The organism is Rhodococcus sp. NPDC047139, assembly GCF_040643435.1.
Classification (GTDB): Bacteria; Actinomycetota; Actinomycetes; order Mycobacteriales; family Mycobacteriaceae; genus Rhodococcus.
The window spans coordinates 82,161-99,709 of sequence record NZ_JBEYUH010000010.1; the positions used below are offsets into that span (position 1 = coordinate 82,161).

At 67.2% G+C, this 17,549-nt stretch carries 11 protein-coding genes and 1 pseudogene; 5 read left to right on the top strand and 7 right to left on the bottom strand.

Annotation, left to right across the window (positions count from 1 at the left end; all coding sequences use genetic code 11):
- Positions 1-32 precede the first annotated feature (32 nt).
- Entirely contained in the window at positions 33-1,193 is a 1,161-nt protein-coding gene (locus ABZ789_RS14630; RefSeq protein ID WP_358424808.1) for an iron-containing alcohol dehydrogenase, read from the top strand.
- Positions 1,194-1,200: 7 nt separating this feature from the next.
- Here the strand turns inward: ABZ789_RS14630 and ABZ789_RS14635 are convergent, their stop codons facing one another.
- On the bottom strand, positions 1,201-1,395 hold the full coding sequence (locus tag ABZ789_RS14635) for a hypothetical protein (RefSeq protein WP_358424810.1): 195 nt from the start codon (positions 1,393-1,395) through the stop codon (positions 1,201-1,203).
- A gap of 192 nt (positions 1,396-1,587) precedes the next feature.
- Here ABZ789_RS14635 and ABZ789_RS14640 point away from each other — a divergent pair, with 192 nt between their 5' ends.
- Positions 1,588-2,085: a carbonic anhydrase gene (locus ABZ789_RS14640; protein WP_358424811.1), complete on the top strand. Its 498-nt coding sequence runs from the start codon at positions 1,588-1,590 to the stop codon at positions 2,083-2,085.
- A gap of 12 nt (positions 2,086-2,097) precedes the next feature.
- On the opposite strand, the gene ABZ789_RS14645 is transcribed toward ABZ789_RS14640, so the two are convergent.
- The 5 genes and pseudogenes from ABZ789_RS14645 to ABZ789_RS14665 form a co-directional block, all read right to left on the bottom strand.
- Positions 2,098-2,886, bottom strand: coding sequence for a PIG-L family deacetylase (locus tag ABZ789_RS14645; protein ID WP_358424813.1), 789 nt, complete (start codon positions 2,884-2,886; stop codon positions 2,098-2,100).
- 50 nt (positions 2,887-2,936) lie between these two features.
- The gene (locus ABZ789_RS14650; protein ID WP_358424815.1) at positions 2,937-4,979 is read right to left on the bottom strand and encodes an elongation factor G-like protein EF-G2; all 2,043 of its coding nucleotides are present in this window, start codon (positions 4,977-4,979) and stop codon (positions 2,937-2,939) included.
- A 220-nt stretch (positions 4,980-5,199) separates the two neighbouring features.
- Positions 5,200-5,382: pseudogene (locus ABZ789_RS14655) on the bottom strand (energy-coupling factor ABC transporter permease); the annotation flags it as partial.
- A gap of 140 nt (positions 5,383-5,522) precedes the next feature.
- Positions 5,523-7,286 (bottom strand): sulfite reductase subunit alpha, encoded by a 1,764-nt coding sequence (locus ABZ789_RS14660; protein WP_358424817.1) that lies wholly within the window; start codon positions 7,284-7,286, stop codon positions 5,523-5,525.
- Positions 7,283-12,802, bottom strand: a complete 5,520-nt coding sequence (locus ABZ789_RS14665) for a glutamate synthase-related protein (RefSeq protein ID WP_358424819.1) — start codon at positions 12,800-12,802, stop codon at positions 7,283-7,285. The genes ABZ789_RS14660 and ABZ789_RS14665 overlap by 4 nt, the downstream gene beginning before the upstream one ends.
- Positions 12,803-13,118: 316 nt before the next feature.
- Between ABZ789_RS14665 and ABZ789_RS14670 the strand changes: the two genes are divergently transcribed.
- Positions 13,119-14,543, top strand: coding sequence for an aldehyde dehydrogenase family protein (locus tag ABZ789_RS14670; RefSeq protein WP_358424821.1), 1,425 nt, complete (start codon positions 13,119-13,121; stop codon positions 14,541-14,543).
- A gap of 130 nt (positions 14,544-14,673) precedes the next feature.
- Here ABZ789_RS14670 and ABZ789_RS14675 read toward each other — a convergent pair whose 3' ends face one another.
- Positions 14,674-14,970, bottom strand: a complete 297-nt coding sequence (locus ABZ789_RS14675; protein ID WP_358424822.1) for a chorismate mutase — start codon at positions 14,968-14,970, stop codon at positions 14,674-14,676.
- A 316-nt stretch (positions 14,971-15,286) separates the two neighbouring features.
- Here ABZ789_RS14675 and ABZ789_RS14680 point away from each other — a divergent pair, with 316 nt between their 5' ends.
- Positions 15,287-16,162, top strand: a complete 876-nt coding sequence (locus ABZ789_RS14680) for a hypothetical protein (RefSeq protein WP_358424824.1) — start codon at positions 15,287-15,289, stop codon at positions 16,160-16,162.
- Positions 16,163-16,355: 193 nt separating this feature from the next.
- Positions 16,356-17,540 carry a thiolase family protein gene (locus ABZ789_RS14685; protein ID WP_358424826.1) on the top strand — a complete coding sequence of 395 codons (1,185 nt, stop codon included), beginning with the start codon at positions 16,356-16,358 and terminating at the stop codon, positions 17,538-17,540.
- Positions 17,541-17,549 lie beyond the last annotated feature (9 nt).

The window sequence follows — 17,549 nt, forward strand, 5'->3', positions numbered from 1 at the left end:
TCGAAGGCCGGACACTCGAGGAGGGATCGGACGTGGCTGCTTCCATCGCACTTCCACGCATCATTCGCGTCGGCGGGGGTTCCGTCGACGACATCGGTGAGGTGGTGGCCGGACTCGGACTCACGCGACCTCTCGTGGTGACCGACCGGTTCCTCGTCGGAACCGGGGCGGTGGACCGGATGGTCGCCCGCCTCGAGGCCGCGGGTCTGCACCCCGCGGTCTTCGCCGAGACCGTTCCCGATCCCACGACCGCCTCACTCGAAGCCGGGGTCGTTGCGGTCACCGAGCACAAGGCCGACTGCGTGATCGGCTTCGGCGGGGGCAGCCCGATGGACACTGCGAAAGCACTCGGATTGCTGGCGCTCCAGGGCGGGAGCATGAGCGACTACAAGGCACCTCGCAACAACACCGGGCCGGCACTGCCGGTGATCGCCGTGCCGACCACTGCAGGGAGCGGCTCGGAGGCAACACAGTTCACCGTCATCAGCGACAGTGACACCGACGAGAAGATGCTGTGTCCCGGCCTCGCCTTCCTGCCGGTGGCGGCGATCGTGGACTACCGGCTCACCGTGACGATGCCCCCGCGCCTGACCGCCGACACCGGCGTGGATGCGCTCACCCACGCGATCGAGGCCTACGTCAGCAGGAAGGCGAACCAGTTCTCCGACAGCCTCGCCCTGGTCGCCATCGGCACCATCGGGCGGGTGCTCCGGCGTGTCTACGCGAACGGGCAGGATCTCGAAGCGCGTGAGCAGATGATGCTCGCCGCGACGCAGGCGGGGATCGCATTCTCCAATTCGAGCGTCGCGCTCGTCCACGGCATGAGCAGGCCCATCGGGGCGCACTTCCACGTCGCGCACGGATTGTCGAACGCGATGCTCTTCCCGGCGGTCACCGAATTCTCGGTGGGTGCGGCCGAAGCCCGCTATGCGGACTGCGCGCGGGCGCTCGGTGCGACCACCGCCGGTGCGTCGGACGCGACGGCTTCCGCGGACCTGGTCGCCGCGCTGGCCGAACTGTGCCGTGACGTGGAAGTGCCGACACCGAAGTCGTACGGGATCGACAAGCGGACGTGGGAAGAACGGATCCCGATCATGGCAGAGCAGGCACTGGCCTCGGGATCACCGAACAACAATCCGAGGATTCCCACCAGCGACGAGATCCGCGAACTCTACGGCCGGATCTACGGCTGAAGACGGTTCATTCGGGAGCCTGATCGTCGGGCTCGACCTTCTCGGTTCTCACCCGATCCGAGACATTGCCGGGGGCACCCTCCTGCTCACGTTCGTTCTCGACCTTCTGTTCGAGCTTGTCGACGATGTTCTTGATCTTCTGACCCGTGAGATCGTCGTTGTCCTCAGGGCGACCCGAGCCGTGCTTGGGGGCGTTGTCCATCGACGTTCGTCCTTCGTTCGTAGGTGCAGGGGAGCGGTACCCGTGGCCCGGAGCGATCAAACGGCGGCAGCATCGCTATCGGACGTCATCTCCGACCACAACGGTTCTGTTCACGCCGGTCGCGACTCTGTACGAAGCCGGTGACCGCGCGCGATCATCGAGGAGGTATGTCCGACGAGGAAAGGGACGAAGTTGACCGTCACCGATGAATTCCTGACGAACAACGAGGTGTATGCGGCCGGCTTCTCCGGGCCCTTGCCGCTGCCTCCCAGCAGACACATCGCGATCGTGGCCTGCATGGATGCCCGGCTCGACGTGTACCGGGCGCTCGGGATCGAGGAGGGCCAGGCACACGTGATCAGGAACGCCGGTGGGGCGGTGAGCGACGATGTGATCCGCTCGCTCACGATCAGCCAGCGACTGCTCGGCACTACCGAGATCGTGCTGATCCACCACACCGACTGCGGGATGCTGACGTTCACCGACGACGAGTTCACCCGCGCAGTGCAGGACGACACCGGTATCCGCCCGTCCTGGGCGCCGGAGTCCTTCCGTGATGTGCACGAGGACGTACGCCAGTCGCTGCGGCGTATCGAGACGAGTCCGTTCGTCACGAAGACCACCTCACTGCGCGGCTTCGTCTTCGACGTGGCCACCGGCAGGCTCGAGGAGGTCGGGCGCGGCGCCTAGTTTCTGCTTCGCTCACCCGGTGACAGGGTGGAGCGGAAGTGCGGTCTCCTGCAGGCCGGGTGGAAGACCGCGCCGGCGGAACCATTCGGTGCCGAACACGGCCCGCATCTGTTCTTCCGGCATGTTCAGCATCGGCCCGAAATCACCGATCTGCGACTCGTAACCGAGCATCGCCGCCCGTTTGGCCTCCATGCTCTCCGCCACGTCCACCGCGGTGGTCAGTTCCGACTCGGGCAGACCGAAGGTGTCGAGGTCGGGTGGACGAACGTCGTCCGGCGTCTGCGGCAGTGTCGCGAGCAGCCGCATCAGATGGTCCCGATTCGTGGTGGCTTCGTAGACGGCGTCGTGCCCGGTCGACCGTTCGGCGTGCACTCCGGCGCGGTGGACCTGGATATGGTCGGGGTGGCCGTAGCCGCCGTGCGCGTCGTAGATCGTGACGACGTCGGCGCCTTCCTGCTCGATCACCGCAGCCAACCGCGCTCCCACCTCGTCCGGAGCGGCATTGGCGAAGGCGGCCGGATCCTGGTTACCGGACGTGCCTGCCATCCCCGAGTCGCGGTAGCCCAGGGATACCACCCTCGACACGCCCAGCACGTACGCAGAATGTTCGAGTTCTCTCGCGCGTCGTGCGGCCAGCGATTCACCGGGGGCGAGCAAGCCGTCGGGACATTCGCCGCGTGCACCGTCGGTGGCGACGACGAGTACGACACGATGACCGGCATCGGCGGCGCGGCGCATCACGCCGCCCGTGAGGATCACCTCGTCGTCGGGATGCGCGTGGAAGCACAGGAGAACACTCATGAGGATGAATGCTCACACAGTGCTCGTAACGTGCAGGCTCGCACCGCGGGTCAGACCGTGTCCCCGTACTTGGAGGCGAGGGCGTCGGGCATCGGCTCGTGGCGGAGATAACCGCGGGCGAAATCGGCGGTGCCCTGCGTGATCGCACGCAGTTCCACCGGATAACGGCCGAGTTCGAGTTCGGGTACTTCCGCGCGCAGCAGTGCGATTCCCGGTTCCGGCGATTCGGTGCCGAGTACCCGGCCACGCCGGGCGGACAGATCACCCAGAACGGCTCCCAGGAACTCCTCGGGCACGATTATCCGTACGGCGGCGACCGGTTCGAGGACACGAACGGTGCTGTGCGAGGCCGCATCCCGGAGGGCGAGGCCCGCCGCGGCCTGGAATGCGGCATCGGACGAATCCACCGAGTGCGCTTTGCCGTCCACCAGGGTGACCTGCACGTCCACCAGCGGATATCCGGTCGTCACACCCTTCTCTGCCTGCGCGTACACACCCTTCTCGACCGACGGGATGAACTGACGTGGCACGGCGCCGCCGACCACCCGTTCGGCGAAGACGACTCCGCTGCCCACCGGTAGCGGCTCCACCTCGATGTCGACCACGGCGTACTGACCGTGCCCGCCCGACTGCTTGACGAGCCGGCCGTGTCCTTTCGCCGGGGCGGCGAAGGTCTCCCGCAACGGCACGCGATGTTCGACAGGATCCACCTGCACCCCGTGCCGATTGCGCAGCCGTTCGAGGACCAGTTCCGCGTGGGCTTCGCCCGTGCACCACAACACGAGCTGGTGCGTGTCGGGATTCTGTTCGACCCGTAGCGCCGGATCCTCGGCGGCGAGTCGCGACAGGGCCTGCGACAGCTTGTCGTCGTCGGTGCGTGTGTGTGCTTCGATCGCGACGGGAAGCAACGGTGTCGGTGTCGGCCACCGGTCGAGCGAGACCGGCTCGTCGGGATCGTGCAGCACGTCTCCGGGTTGTGCCGTCGCGAGTTTCCCGATGGAGACGATATCGCCGGCGACGGCCTCACCGACCGGGCGTTGCTGTCTGCCGAACGGGCTCGTCAATGCAGGAATGCGTTCGCGACTGTCGTGGTCGCCGTCGGCCAGGGCCACGACGGTGTCTGGGCGCAGCGTGCCGGAATACACACGCACCAGGCTGATCCGGCCCACATAGGAGTCGCCGGCCACGCGCACGACCTGCGCGGCGAGCGGCCCTTCCGGATCGCACGGTGGCGCTCCCCGCCGGCGATGCGTCGGTGCCGGGAAGCCGGTGGTGATCAGTTCGAGCAGTTCGACGGCGCCGATCCCGGTCTCGTCTGCGGGCAACGCCGGGTGCAGAGCGCAGGCGAGGATCTCGCGGGTGAGCCCTTCCTGCAAAGAGTCCGTATCGAGCTGTTCCCCCGCGATGAACCGCTCCATGAGTGTGTCGTCCTGGCCGGAGATCGCTTCGACGAGACTCTCGCGTGCTTCGGCCGAGACCGGGCACGGGCCGGGTTCGCCGAAGTGGCGGCCCGTCAGCAGACCCATCGAACCGATCGGGCGGTCGCCGTCGTAGACGGGATAGAACAGCGCGCGCAGTGTGTCGGGACCCAGGCCGAATGCATCGTGACACGCTTCGAGCATCTCCTCGTAGCTGTGCCGCGCGATGTCGAGCTTGTTCACGACGATCGCCCGGGGGATCTTCTCCTCGTCGCACTCGCGCCACAGCGCGCGGGTGGCCGCGGTGATCGGATCGGTCGCGCTCACCACGAAGATCGCGGCGTCGGCGGCATGCAACCCGGCGCGGACCTCGGCGTCGAAGTCGGGATGGCCGGGTGTGTCGATCAGGTTGACCTTGATGCCGTTCCATTCGAGGGGCACGACGGCGAGCTGCACAGACCTGCGATGCCGCTGTTCGATCTCCTCGTAGTCGGACACAGTGGTCCCCTCGGCGACCTTGCCCGCCCGCCCGACCGTGCCGGCGGCTGTGGCGAGTGACTCGGTCAGCGTGGTCTTACCGGAACCGCTTGCCCCGACCAGGGCGACATTGCGGATCCGGTCGGGACTGTCTGCGGTGGGGGCCTGCCTGCTTCGTGCTGCGCTGCGATCGGGCATCGAGCTGCTCCTCGGCTGTTCCCGGAAGGAATACGGGAAACAGGTCCACAGTCTAGTCGAACGACTCGCCGGGCCAGGGCGTGTTGTTCGTACACTCATGACATGACCGGTGACGCGGGATTCGATTCCGGCCACACCGGGGCGGAGACCCGCTCGAGGACCGCGCTCACGGCCCGCGGTCCTCGGGTGCCATGGCGCGAGCGGGTAGGCGCCGGCGACGCGCGACCGCGATGCCGTAACCCGTCGCCACTCCTACCAGCGCCAGGTTGGTGATGTTGGCACAGAGTGCGCTCAGGCCACCGTCCGCGAACAGCAGGGCCTGGACCACCAGCACGACCGTCAGGCAGATCACCGCCGTCGCAGGCCCGACCAGGATGGCGGCGAGCGCACCGCCGAGAACGTGGGATGCTTGTTCGGCACGACACCTGATCGTATGAACAGTCGCGCAGCATTCGGGCGAGTCCGCAGTCGCGAATTTCGTTTCAAGATCAGCACATTCGCGGCGAGTGACGATCCCGGAAGGCGGTCGCCCGGCGCTCTCCGTCAGTACACGTCGCGCACGTACCGCTTCTCCCGTTTGAGAGCGGTGACGTACTCGGCTGCTTGCTCGTCGCTAATGCCGCCATGCTCCGCGACGATTTCGTGCAGTGCCCGATCGACGTCCTTCGCCATGCGTGAGGCGTCGCCGCAAATGTAGAAGTGGCCACCCTCCTCGAGCCAGGCGAACAGCTCCGCGCCGTTCTCCTTCATCCTGGTCTGGACGTAGATCTTCTCGGCCTGATCGCGGGAGAACGCGAGATCGAGGCGGGTGAGCACACCCGAATCGACGAACTCGGCCAGCTCTTCCTCGTAGATGAAGTCGCAACTGCGCGTCTGGTCGCCGAAGAACAGCCAGTTCTTGCCGGTGGCTCCCCGGGCCCGGCGCTCCTGGAGGAAGCCGCGGAAGGGCGCGATGCCCGTACCCGGCCCGACCATGATCATCGGCGCGGTGTCGTCGCCCGGAACGCGGAAGGCCTTGTTCTTCGACACGAAGATTCCGACTTTGCTCTCACCGACGCGGTCGGCGAGGAACGTCGAGCACACGCCGCGCCGCTCGCGTCCGTCGGTGCCGTAACGCACCGCCGCGACCGTCAGGTGCACCGAACCGTCGCACGCGCTCGGACTCGACGAGATCGAGTACGCGCGATGCTGCAGTGGGCGCAGCAGGGCCAGGAACTGCTCGGCCGAGAGCTCGGGTGCGGGATCGAGTAGGAGCACGTCGAGAATGTCGCGGCCCCAGAGCCATTCGTCGAGCGCGGCCTTGTCGCCGTGTCTCAGCACGTAGGTCAGCTCCTCGTTGCCCGTGTGCTTCTCGATCTCCTCGAGCAGGTCCACGGACGGAGCGGTGATCTCGTAGTTGTAGGTGAGCAGGTGCTCGAGGGTGTCGTCGTGTCCCTCGGGGACCGTGGCACCGTCGAGGCCCAACCGGGCCAGGATCGCCGCGACGAGTTCGCAGTCGTTGACCGGCACCACGTTCAGTGCATCGCCGGCCTCGTATTCGAGGCCGGAGTCGGCGAGTGCGAACTCGTAGTGCCGGATCTCCTTGGCCGAGCCCTCCCCGGACAGCAGGACGTTCGACGTGAGGATGGCAGGGTACGGGTTCTTGCGGCTCCACTGCGACTTCGCCCGAGCAGGAACGGCCGGTGCCGCCGCCGGGGCAGCACCCTCGCCGACGATGCCTTCCACCGCTGCGATGAGTGGCATGGTCTCGGTGATCCACGTGGCGGCGAGTTCCTCGAACTCGACATCACAGTCCACCCGAGGCACGATGCGCTGCGCGCCGAGTTGCTCGAGACGCATGTCGATGAGCTTGCCCGCCTGGCAGAAGCCGTCGTAGCCGGTGTCGCCGAGGGCGAGCACCGCGAAGTGCATACCTTCGAGACGCGGGGCACTCTCCGCAGACAGGGCCTCCCAGAACAATTCGGCGTTGTCGGGCATCTCGCCCTCGCCGTAGGTGGAGGTGACGATCAGGACCTGACCGAGCGTGACGAACCGATCGAGGTCCATGTCGTCGAGAGCGCACACGACCGGCGCGAAGCCCTGGGTGCGGGCCGCCGCAGCGGCGTCTTCCGCCACGGCTTCGGCGTTGCCGGTCTGCGAGCCGTACAGCACGTGCAGGACCGGCGCCGAACCGGTGGTCCCGGCATCGTCGGCGGGACCACCGGAGAACAGGCGGGTCTGCATCCCGGCGACGAAGCCGGAGAGCCACGACCGCTGATCCGCGGTGAACGGAGCATCGAGGGGAATGAAGGGGCTGGTGGTGGTCACGCGGAGGCTCCCATCGTGGACGCGAGAACGTTCGGCACGGCGTTGCGCGCGAACAGTTCTTCGTAGCCGGGCAGGCGACCCGCGGCGTCGAGATTCTTGCGGCTCTGCAAGACGATCCAGCCGTAGGTACCGGGCGCATCGACCGAGCGGACGTTGCGCAGGGCCAGGGCCTGCTTGTAGTCGTTCAGGCGCTTGTCGGCGACCAGCGCCGCAAGTTGCTCGTCGGTGTGATCGGCGATCGCCGCGAGGGCGTACCGCTCGAGCTTCGCGACGAGGAAGAAATCCTCGGTGAGCAGCAGGTTGCGCGCGGCCTTCTGCACTGCCGGATCGGCGACGTCGGTGGCGCCCGGGACCTTGTGCAACGCCATCTCCTGCGCGGCGGCGAGCACCGTGTAGTTGTTGAGCAGCGCGTACATCGCCTCGGTGTCGGTTGCGTCCGGGGTGACACCGCCCGCGACGGGCACACCGGAGCGGTAGTTCTCCTTGAACTTACGCACCTGGTGCGCCACCAGGGCCGAGGCGACCTCCGAGGCAAGGTCCTTGCGTGAGGCCGCGGCGAGGATCTCGTCGGCGTCCTGGTACTGCAGCAGCGCGCGTGGCATCCCGTACGCGAAGTGATGCTGCTCCACCTGCCAGTTGTCCAGCAGGAAGCGGGCTTTCGCCGATCCTGTGGCCTCGACGTGCAGGTGCAGCAGCTGCAACACCGCGGCGTTGTGGACGGCGGCCTGCGGGTCGTCGCCGGTGATCGATCCGAGCACGACCGAATCCGCGCTGGCCTTGCGGGGCAGCAGACCTTCCGGGTCGTACTGGTAGACGAAGCCGCCCGACATGCCGTTGCCGAAGCCCTTGCCGAAGCCGCCGATGTTGAGCACCGCGCCGTTGGTCATGTACTCGCACGCGAACTCGCCGACACCCTCGACGACGGCGGTGGCGCCGGAGTTGCGCACGGCGAAGCGGTCGCCGGCCTCGCCCTCGACGAACAGACGGCCACCCGTCGCCCCGAAGAGCGCGAAGTTGCCGATCAGGACGTTGCCGCCCCGCTCGTCACGTCCCTCGCGGGTGCCACGGGTGGCACCGCCACCGGGGGAGCGCAGCACGATCTGCCCACCGCACTGGCCCTTGCCGACACCGTCGTTGGCGGTGCCCGAGTGTTCGAGGTGCATGCCGTCGTTGCAGAAGGCGCCGTAGGACAGACCCGCGGAGCCGGACGTGGTGATCGTGACGGTCCCCTCGCGCAGCCAGCGCCGTCCCCGCTCGTCGACGAGCACGGAGGGCAGCTCGCCGAGCTGCTCGTGGTTGAGCATGCGCTCGATGTCGATCGCGAGCTGGGCGCCGACGCTCTTGTGGTTGTTCGTCAGGCGCACGCCGTCGCCGAGCGAGACGCCGAGTTCCCGCGCATCGACGAGCGCTTCGCGCAGCCGGAGCACCCACTCGTCGTCGAGCGAGTAGTCCTTTTCCATGTACACGGGGTTGTCGATGTGCACCTCGGGCAGCACCGCGAGCATCGCCCGCAGATCCAGCCGGCCCACGCTCGAGGGGTGGTCGAGCAGGTGCAGCAGGTCGGCGCGACCGCGTGCGTCGCGCAGCGAGCGCAGGCCGAGGCGGGCGAGCAGTTCGCGTGTCTCGTGCGCGATGTTGAGCAGGTACTGCGCCATCGCCCGCGGATCACCGTCGAACACTTCGGGATTGGTGGTCAGGCCGGCGGGACACTTGACGTTGCAGTTCTTGGCCATGACGCAGCCGAGCATCATCAGCGCGGTGGTGCCGAATTCGAAGCTGTCGGCGCCGAGCAGGGCGGAGACGATGACGTCCGAGGCGGTCTGGTGTGCGCCCGAGCAGCGCAGCACGACCTTGTCGCGCAGGCCGTTCGCGGTCAGGGCCTGGTGCACCTCGGCCACACCGATCTCCGCGGAGCGACCCGCGTACTTGAGCGAGGTCACCGACGCGGCGCCCGTGCCACCGGTGTTGCCTGCGACGTTGATGACGTCGGCTCCGGCCTTCGCGACACCCACGGCGATCGTGCCGATGCCCTCGGAGGAGACGAGCTTGACGATCACGCGCACGCGTGCCGCCTTGGCGTCGTGGATGAGCTGGGCAAGGTCCTCGATCGAGTAGGTGTCGTGGTGCGGCGGGGGCGAGACGAGCTCGACCCCCGGAGTCGCGCCGCGGGCGGCAGCGATCTCCACGGTGACCTTCTTGGCGGGCAACTGCCCGCCCTCACCGGGCTTGGCGCCCTGCGCGATCTTGATCTCGATCTCCTCGAGCATCGGGTCGGCAAGGTAACCGGCCCACACGCCGAAACGGCCGGACGCGAACTGCTTGATCCGCGAACCGCGGATCGTGCCGTAGCGGGAGATGTGCTCGCCGCCCTCGCCACAGTTCGACATGCCGCCGACCATGTTCGTGCCGTGAGCGACCGCCTCGTGCGCGTTGGAATTGAGCGCGCCGTGACTCATTGCACCGGATGCCAGGGCCGGGGTGATCTCGTGCGCCGGCTGCACCTGATCGAGGCGCACGCTCAGCGGAGCCTGGCGGACCAGTTCGAGATAGCGGGCGGCGTCTCCGATCGCGTGCACGGTCAGGGTGTCGCCGTAGCAGCGATGCGAGACGATCCCGTCTCCGAACCGCGCGACGAGGGATGCGGCGAGCGCATCGGGGCGCCGGTGATCGTCGGCGAGGGGGCCGGTCAGCCGTAGGACGAATTCGCTCTCACCGACTCGCGCGGCGGAGATTCCCCGCACGAGCATCGAATTGTTGCCGAACCGCGCGAATCGGCCCATCTCTTTCGTGAAGTCCTCGGCGGTGACGGCATAGGTGACGTCGGCGGGCAGAGCCAGTACGTCGCGTAGCGCGGCGGGGCGCTGCGCACGCTCGTCGGCGATGGTGCGTGCGAAGGCGCGGTAACCCGGCGTGATCTCGAAGGCGTCGATCTCGGCAGGCGTGAGCGCGCGGAATCCGCCGTAGCGGTAGGAGGCATCGTCGAGTCCGTGCGCGTCCGAGAGCCGGTGCAGCGGAAGCAGGCGGAGGGCGTCGGTCAGGTCGGGCTCGGCCTCCTTCTCGACGGGAAGCGTGACGGCCTCTTCGGTCATGTCGACGAAGCCGCGCACGGCGGTCGTGCCGAACGAATGCCCGGCGCCCTCGGCCCGCTCCTTGAACAGGCCGAGCAACGGGACGTCCTTCTCCGTCTCGACGGTCAGAGCCCGGCGGTGCCAATCGGCGACGGCCTGCGCGACCGTCTCGAACCCCACGCCACCGACCGGCGACTTCACGTTGGGGAACCAGCGCGCGAGTACCTCGTCGCTGGTGTCGAGATAGCTCGGCTCGAAGAACTCTCCGCCGATGTACGACTCGACGGTGCACAGACCGACGCGTCCCATGGTCTTCATCAGCGACTTCTCGGCGGCCTTGCGGAACCTCAGGAAGGCGATGTCCGCCTCGTCGCCGAACTTCTCCTCGGCGCGCATCTGCACCGTGAGCGGATACACCGCGGCGGCACCGAAACCGAGGGTCGCGGCGATGTGATGCGACGAGAACAACTGTCCGGATTCGACGATGACGGACACACGCAGGCGCAGTCCCTCGTCGATCAACCGCTGGTTGACTGCGGCAACGGTGAGCACCATCGGCAACCCGGCTCGGTCGGCGGACACGTGCCGGTCGGTGAGCACGGCGATGCCGCCGGACCCGCGGGCGAAGTCGGCGATACTCTCGGCGACACCGTCGATCGCGGCAGCGAGCGCAGCCGCGTTCGCCTTGGCGTCGTCGAAGACCGGGGAGTACAGCATCTCGAAACGCCGGACCGGGGTGTCGGACTGCTCGCGGATCCTCAGCATGTCCAGATGCGTAAGAATCGGTGTGGGAACGACGATCTGAGTCGCCGAGGATTCGGGAGCGCCGCTGCCGGGCCGAGCGCCGAGCGCGACGCGCAGGGTCATGCCGTCCGCCTCGCGGATCGAATCCAGCGACGGATTGGTGACCTGCGCGAAGCGCTGCGAGAAGTACTTGGCCACACCACCTTCCTGATCCGACAGGGCGTTGATGGCGTTGCCGTATCCCATCGCGGAGATTCGTTCCTGACCCGACGCGAGCATCGGATCGAGCATGAACCGGAAGGACTCCTGGTTGATGCTGTAGGACACGTAACGCTGGTAGCGGCCGAGATCACCGTTGTAGCGCAGCGGGGAACCGGCCTTCTCGGCGGGAACCTCGGGCAGCGCCTCGAGCTCGCGGCGGGAGTCGTCGACGAGTGATGCGTAATCCTTTTGAGCAGCAAGAAGCTCCAGGGCCTCGACGGTTTCGTACGAGCGGCGGGTGCGGTGATCGAAGTACAGCATGCCGCCGGCCTCGATACGGCCGCGGCGCAGCACGGTCTCGGGTGCGAAGTCGAACTGGCCTGCTTCGGAGGTGACGGCAAGGTACTCGGGGGTCTCGACGGTGCGCAGCGGACGCAGGCCGAGGCGGTCGAGGCGTGCGCCGACAACGGTGCCGTTGCCGAAGATCAGTGCCGCCGGGCCGTCGTTCTTCTCCTCGTACAGTGAGAAGAACTCGAGCATCGCTCGGACCTGCGGCGACAGTTCGGTGTCGTTCTCCCACGCCGGCGGCATCATCTGCACGACGGCCGTGACGAGATCGAGGTCGTCGTGAGCGATCCGTGAGGCGAGGGTCTGATCGAACCGGCAGCTGTCGGATTGTCCTGGCGGACGGATGATGTCGCGACCCATCGCACGGGCGAGCGCACCCTCGAACAGCCGGTTCTTGCGGTCGGTGTTGAGCTCGCCGTTGTGCGCCATCAGGCGGAACGGCTGCGCCATCGTCGGGTGCGGATCGGTGTTCGTCGAGAAGCGGGTGTGGAAGAACAGCGTGTGCACGGCGTGCCGCGGGTCGGTGAGGTCGCGGAAGTAGGGGATGACCTCGTGAGAATTCAAGCGGTTCTTGAGAACCTGCGTGCGTGCACTGAGCGAGAGCGGGTACAGGCCCCCGAGTGCCGGCTCGGTGTAGGCGCGAGCCTCGACCTCGAGGAGCACGTCGTGCAGGAGCAGGTCGAACTCGTCCACGGAGTCGCACGAGTCGGGCCGAGAGAAGATCCACTGGCGGATCGGCAACTGGTACTTCGGTGCGGCAGGACGCAACACGCTGTCGTCGATGGGTACGTCGCGCACCGCGAGCACGGTGACCCCTACTCGGGCGAGTGCCGACGAGACCAGCGCCTCGGCATCCGGGTGTGCCGCCGCATCGGTGGGAAGAAAGAAGTTTCCTACACCGAAGTGACCAGCCCGCAAGGGCTTTCCGACGATATCGGAGAAAAAGGCGACCGACAGGTCCACATTGATACCGGCTCCGTCGCCGACACCTTCGGCGGACATGCCACCACGATGCGGCACGACGCACAGCGCCTCGTGGCCGCGAGCGAGCACGTCGTGAGTCTGCACCCCGTCCTTGCGGGTGATGAAACCGACACCACAACTGCTCTTGTCCAGCGTGATGTCGTACAGACCGGTGTCACTGGCGTGCGTCACGGACGTCCTCCTCGGGCATCGAAGTCGGCGTCGACCGGCAGTGACGATGCGAAGAGGGGAACGCGTGAGTGGGCGCAAACTCCTGTGGGCGCATAGACGTGTGCCGGAGACGGTGGTGATGAATGCAGACGTCTTTGTCCGAATGCGCCGTGCGTTGCGACAGTGGAGCGCGCGAGCAGCAAGGGCAAGTGTAGCGCACATGTTAACTCCGGTGACGGCGGTGTACATCACAGCTCACCGGGAGTAAAAGCTTCATTGCGGGTGTGGTCTTCGTTACGCTCGCGCGCAAGCGCCCCCAACGAGCAGGGAGACCGAGATGACGGAGATTCTCGACCGCACCAAGATCTACATCGACGGGCGGTGGGTCGATTCCGACGGCGCCGGTCGGATCGAGGTCGTCGACCCGGCGACCGAGGAGGTCATCGCCGTGGTGGCCGAAGGGGTCGCCTCCGACGTCGACCGCGCGGTTGCCGCAGCCGCGGCGGCCTTCCCCGATTGGTCCGCGCTCGGCGGTGCCGCGCGCGCCGCCTATCTCGAGAAGGTCTCGGCCCTCGCGAACGAGCGGGCGGACGAACTCACGGCGGTCGTCTCGCAGGACATGGGGATGTCCGCGCACTTCGCGCGCGCCATTCAGGTCGGGATGCCGCTGAAGAACATCGCGACCTACGCGGCGCTGGCCGGTACGTACGACTTCGACGGCCCGGAGATCGGCAATGCCCTGGTCGTCCGCGAGCCGATCGGGGTCGTCGGGGCGATCACCCCCTGGAATTATCCGCTGCACCAGGTTGTGCTGAAGGTGTTCGCCGCTCTCGCGGCGGGGTGCACCGTGGTGCTCAAGCCCACCGAGGTCGCGCCGCTGGTCACCTACGCACTTGTCGACATCGTGGACGAGGCCGGGCTGCCGCCGGGTGTGCTGAACGTCGTCAGCGGATACGGTCCCGTCGTGGGTGAGGCGATCGCGGCCCACCCGGACGTCGACATGGTTTCGTTCACGGGATCCACGCGCGCCGGCAAGCGGGTCGCGGTGGTCGCTGCGGAGACCGTCAAGAAGGTCGCACTCGAACTCGGCGGCAAGTCGGCCAACATCATCCTCGACGACGCGGACCTCACTGCCGCGGTCACCGAGGGAGTCGGCAAGTGCTTCCTGAACTCGGGCCAGACCTGCACCGCGCTGACCCGCATGCTGGTCCCCGCCGAGCGCCTGCCCGAAGCCGCCGCCATCGCAGAGGAGGTCGCGCGGGCCTACACCGTCGGCCTGCCCCGAGATTCGTCGTCGATGCTCGGCCCGCTCGTCAGCGGTACGCAGCAGGCACGGGTGAAGTCGTACATCGACAAGGGCGTCGAGGAGGGTGCCGAACTGGTGCTCGACGGGCGCGAGACCGGGTTTTCGACCGGCTACTTCGTCGGCCCGACCGTGTTCACGAACGTCACGCCGGAGATGACGATCGCCCGCGAGGAGATCTTCGGGCCAGTGCTGTCGATCATGGGATATCGGGACGAGGACGACGCCGTGCGGATCGCCAACGACAGTGAGTACGGATTGTCGGGAGGTGTGTGGTCGGCCGACCCGGCGCGCGCCGAGGCCGTGGCCCGTCGCATGCGTACCGGACAGGTCTACATCAACGGTGGCGCCTTCAACACGGACGCGCCCTTCGGTGGCTACAAGCAGTCGGGTATCGGACGTGAAGCGGGAGTGTTCGGTCTCGAGGAGTTCCTGGAGGTCAAGTCGGTCCTGCGCTGACGCGCGGGTTCTGTTCACACGAGCAGCACCGTCCGGGATACCCGGGCGGTGCCGCGTCGTGCGCGGACCGGCCCGGCTGCAGACGCCGACGGCCCCCGCACGTTGGTGCAGGGGCCGTCGGTGGCCGGGATCAGGCCTTGGGTGTGCGTCCGAGGCGCAGCAGCGTCATGGCGAGCGTGCTTCCGTCGGTGCCGAGTTCGTCGAATCGTCCGAGTACGGCCATCTCCTCGGCCTGCGCTTCGCGGCTTGCATCGGTGCCCTTCGTCGATGCGCCGATGCGATGAACGAGCTCCGAACGCCGCTTGATCACCTCGAGCAACTGAGCGTCGAGCTCCCTGATCTGCTCGAACAGCTCTCCGAGCTCTGCCTCGGCCGACGAAGGCTCGCCGACGGACGCGATGCCAGGCGAATCAAGCTGGACAGTCATGCAGACTCCTCCGGTCTCGTCTGAATCGTCACAGATTGTGTCGCGATCTCGGCTGTAGGTGTTACCGACACGTAGTGAAAAATTCTGGCTCACCTCTCCCATGCGCGTCGTACCCCTTCGAAAACGGCCGTGACCTGGAATAACACGTATATGACCGATGGGTATGGTAATTGTCACAGCGCTCGGTGCCAACTCGTGATGTCGTCCGAGGCACAGCGTCGAAGTGTCCGATTCTCGTCTCTGCTCGAGGTAGCGTTTCCGGCCGATCGGCACGACCGAGAGCGTCGGGGCTCCTCGGCACCGGGAGGGGAGACCGATGCGACGACCTGTTGTCCCGTGGGGTGGGCGCAGCGCAGACGCTGCGACGTCCGATACGGAACCGCCGACCGAATGGCAGAGCGACGCGCGCAACCTGCGCGTGTACGCAGCACTGGGCATGTCTGTGATCGTGGCCGTGTGCGCCGCGATCCAGGGCGCGGGAGCGTGGCGAACGGATTCGGTGGGTGCGGACCGCTTTTATTCGATCCTCGCGGTGCTCATGTTGTTGACCGCGGCCTTCGGGGCGAGCCTCTGGTGGGCCGGCGCGCGTAGGTCTCGGGTGAGATATGTCGAACAGGCCGGGCGCGGCGGTATCGAGATCGGGGGGCGAAGCCTCGTCTTCGGGTTGCTGCTCGCGATGGTGGGCTGCGGAGCCTTCCTCTCACTCGGTGCCGCGGTGGAGATCGTGCTCGGCAACGAGGGGATCCCCGTCGTCGCGATCGGTCTGGCGCTCATCGCCGGGATATGCCTCACCTTCCTCGCGGAGGTGGCACTCGGGCGCATCCGTGCCGGTTCGCTCATCGTCGGACCCGATGGGATCAGGCTGCGAGGTTGGTTCGTCGAGTCGTATCTGCCGTGGGTTTCGGTGCGAGGGATACGTGCGGTCCATCGGGGCTTTCCGGAGATATGGATCGAGGGGCACGAGTCGGCAGCGTGGGCGCGCCGGCGGACCACCCGCGTGTTCTGCTTCGAGCGTCTGCCGCAACAGCCGCGAATCGAACTGGACTCACGGCGATTGGCGGTCGAGCCCGCGCTTCTGTACCGCTTTCTGAAGCTGTACGTGGAGCACCCGCGGCACCGTCGTGAACTGGGAACGCCGGCGGCCGCGGAACGTCTTACGAGCGGGTCATCGCTCGCTGCGCCCGACGAATGAGAATGACATAGTTCATGTTGTAGAATGTCGTTTCCGAACCCTCTCCTGCAGTCGGGTTCATGCCTACGAGGACGCGGCACTCGGTGCCGTAGCATCGGGGAAGATACTTCGGGCGGCCACCCTCCCCGAAGTGCCGCGCGTTCGGGTAGGTGCCGTCGCGCGGACCCAGATGTTCGACCAGATTGGACGAGAAATGACCGCTCCGGAACGCATCGTCATCGTCGACGGCGCACGCACCCCCGTCGGAAGCTTCGGCGGTGCACTCAAGGACGTACCCGCGCACGAACTCGGTGCCACCGCTGTCCGCGCAGCGCTGCAGCGCGCCGGTGTCGCAGGCGAGGATATCGACGAAGTCGTCATGGGCTGCATCGGCCAGGTCGGCGCCGACGCCTACAACGCGCGTCGGGTCACCCTCGCCGCTGGGCTGCCCGTCTCCACGCCGGCGCTGACGGTCAACCGGCTGTGCGGCTCGGGCCTGCAGGCCGTGTGGTCCGCGGCCCAGGAGATCCGCTGGGGTGCCGCCGAGATCACCGTCGCGGGCGGCGACGAGAGCATGTCGCGCATGCCCTTCTACGACTTCGGTGCCCGCAGCGGTTACAAGCTCGGCAACCGCGAACTCGTCGATGGCACCGTCGGCATGCTCACCGATCCGTTCAGCGGTCTGCACATGGGCGTGACCGCCGAGAACGTCGCACGCGAGTACGGGGTCACCCGTGAGCAGCAGGACGAGTTCGCCCTCGAATCGCAGCGCCGCGCCGCCACCGACGCGGCCAAGGCCGCCTTCGCCGAGGAGATCACCCCGGTCGAGGTCGGCGGCCGTAAGCCCGTCACCGTCACCGAGGACGAGCATCCCAAGCCCGAGACCACCCTCGAGGTTCTCGGTAAGCTCCGCTCGGCGTTCATCAAGGACGGCACCGTTACTGCCGGTAATGCCTCCGGCATCAACGATGGCGCCGCCGCTCTCGTCCTGGCCCGCGAGTCGGTGGCCCGCGAACGCGACCTCGGTGCCTCGGTCGTGCTCGAGTCGGTCGTCACCGCCGCCATGGAACCCGAACTGATGGGTTACGCGCCCACCCTCGCCCTGGTGAAGCTGTTCGAGCAGAACGGTCTCACCCCGGCCGACATCGACACCGTCGAGCTCAACGAGGCATTCGCCTCGCAGGCACTCGCGGTGGCGCGCGACGCCAAGCTCGATCCGGAGAAGACCAACCCCTACGGCGGCGCCATCGCCCTGGGGCACCCGGTCGGCGCGACCGGCGCGATCCTCACGCTGCGCGTCGCCAAGGACCTGATCCGTCGCGACCTCGAGCTCGGCGTCGTCACCATGTGCATCGGTGGCGGCCAGGCACTCGCGGCCCTGCTGCGTCGCGTCTCCTGATCCGGCTCC

Bases quoted from the DNA above. Each gene is read 5' to 3' on its own strand.
- ABZ789_RS14635 (WP_358424810.1), bottom strand. From the start codon at position 1,395: ATGGACAACGCCCCCAAGCACGGCTCGGGTCGCCCTGAGGACAACGAC.
- ABZ789_RS14645 (WP_358424813.1), bottom strand. From the start codon at position 2,886: ATGAGTGTTCTCCTGTGCTTCCACGCGCATCCCGACGACGAGGTGATC.
- ABZ789_RS14650 (WP_358424815.1), bottom strand. From the start codon at position 4,979: ATGCCCGATCGCAGCGCAGCACGAAGCAGGCAGGCCCCCACCGCAGAC.
- ABZ789_RS14670 (WP_358424821.1), top strand. From the start codon at position 13,119: ATGACGGAGATTCTCGACCGCACCAAGATCTACATCGACGGGCGGTGG.
- ABZ789_RS14675 (WP_358424822.1), bottom strand. From the start codon at position 14,970: ATGACTGTCCAGCTTGATTCGCCTGGCATCGCGTCCGTCGGCGAGCCT.
- ABZ789_RS14680 (WP_358424824.1), top strand. From the start codon at position 15,287: ATGCGACGACCTGTTGTCCCGTGGGGTGGGCGCAGCGCAGACGCTGCG.
- ABZ789_RS14685 (WP_358424826.1), top strand. From the start codon at position 16,356: ATGACCGCTCCGGAACGCATCGTCATCGTCGACGGCGCACGCACCCCC.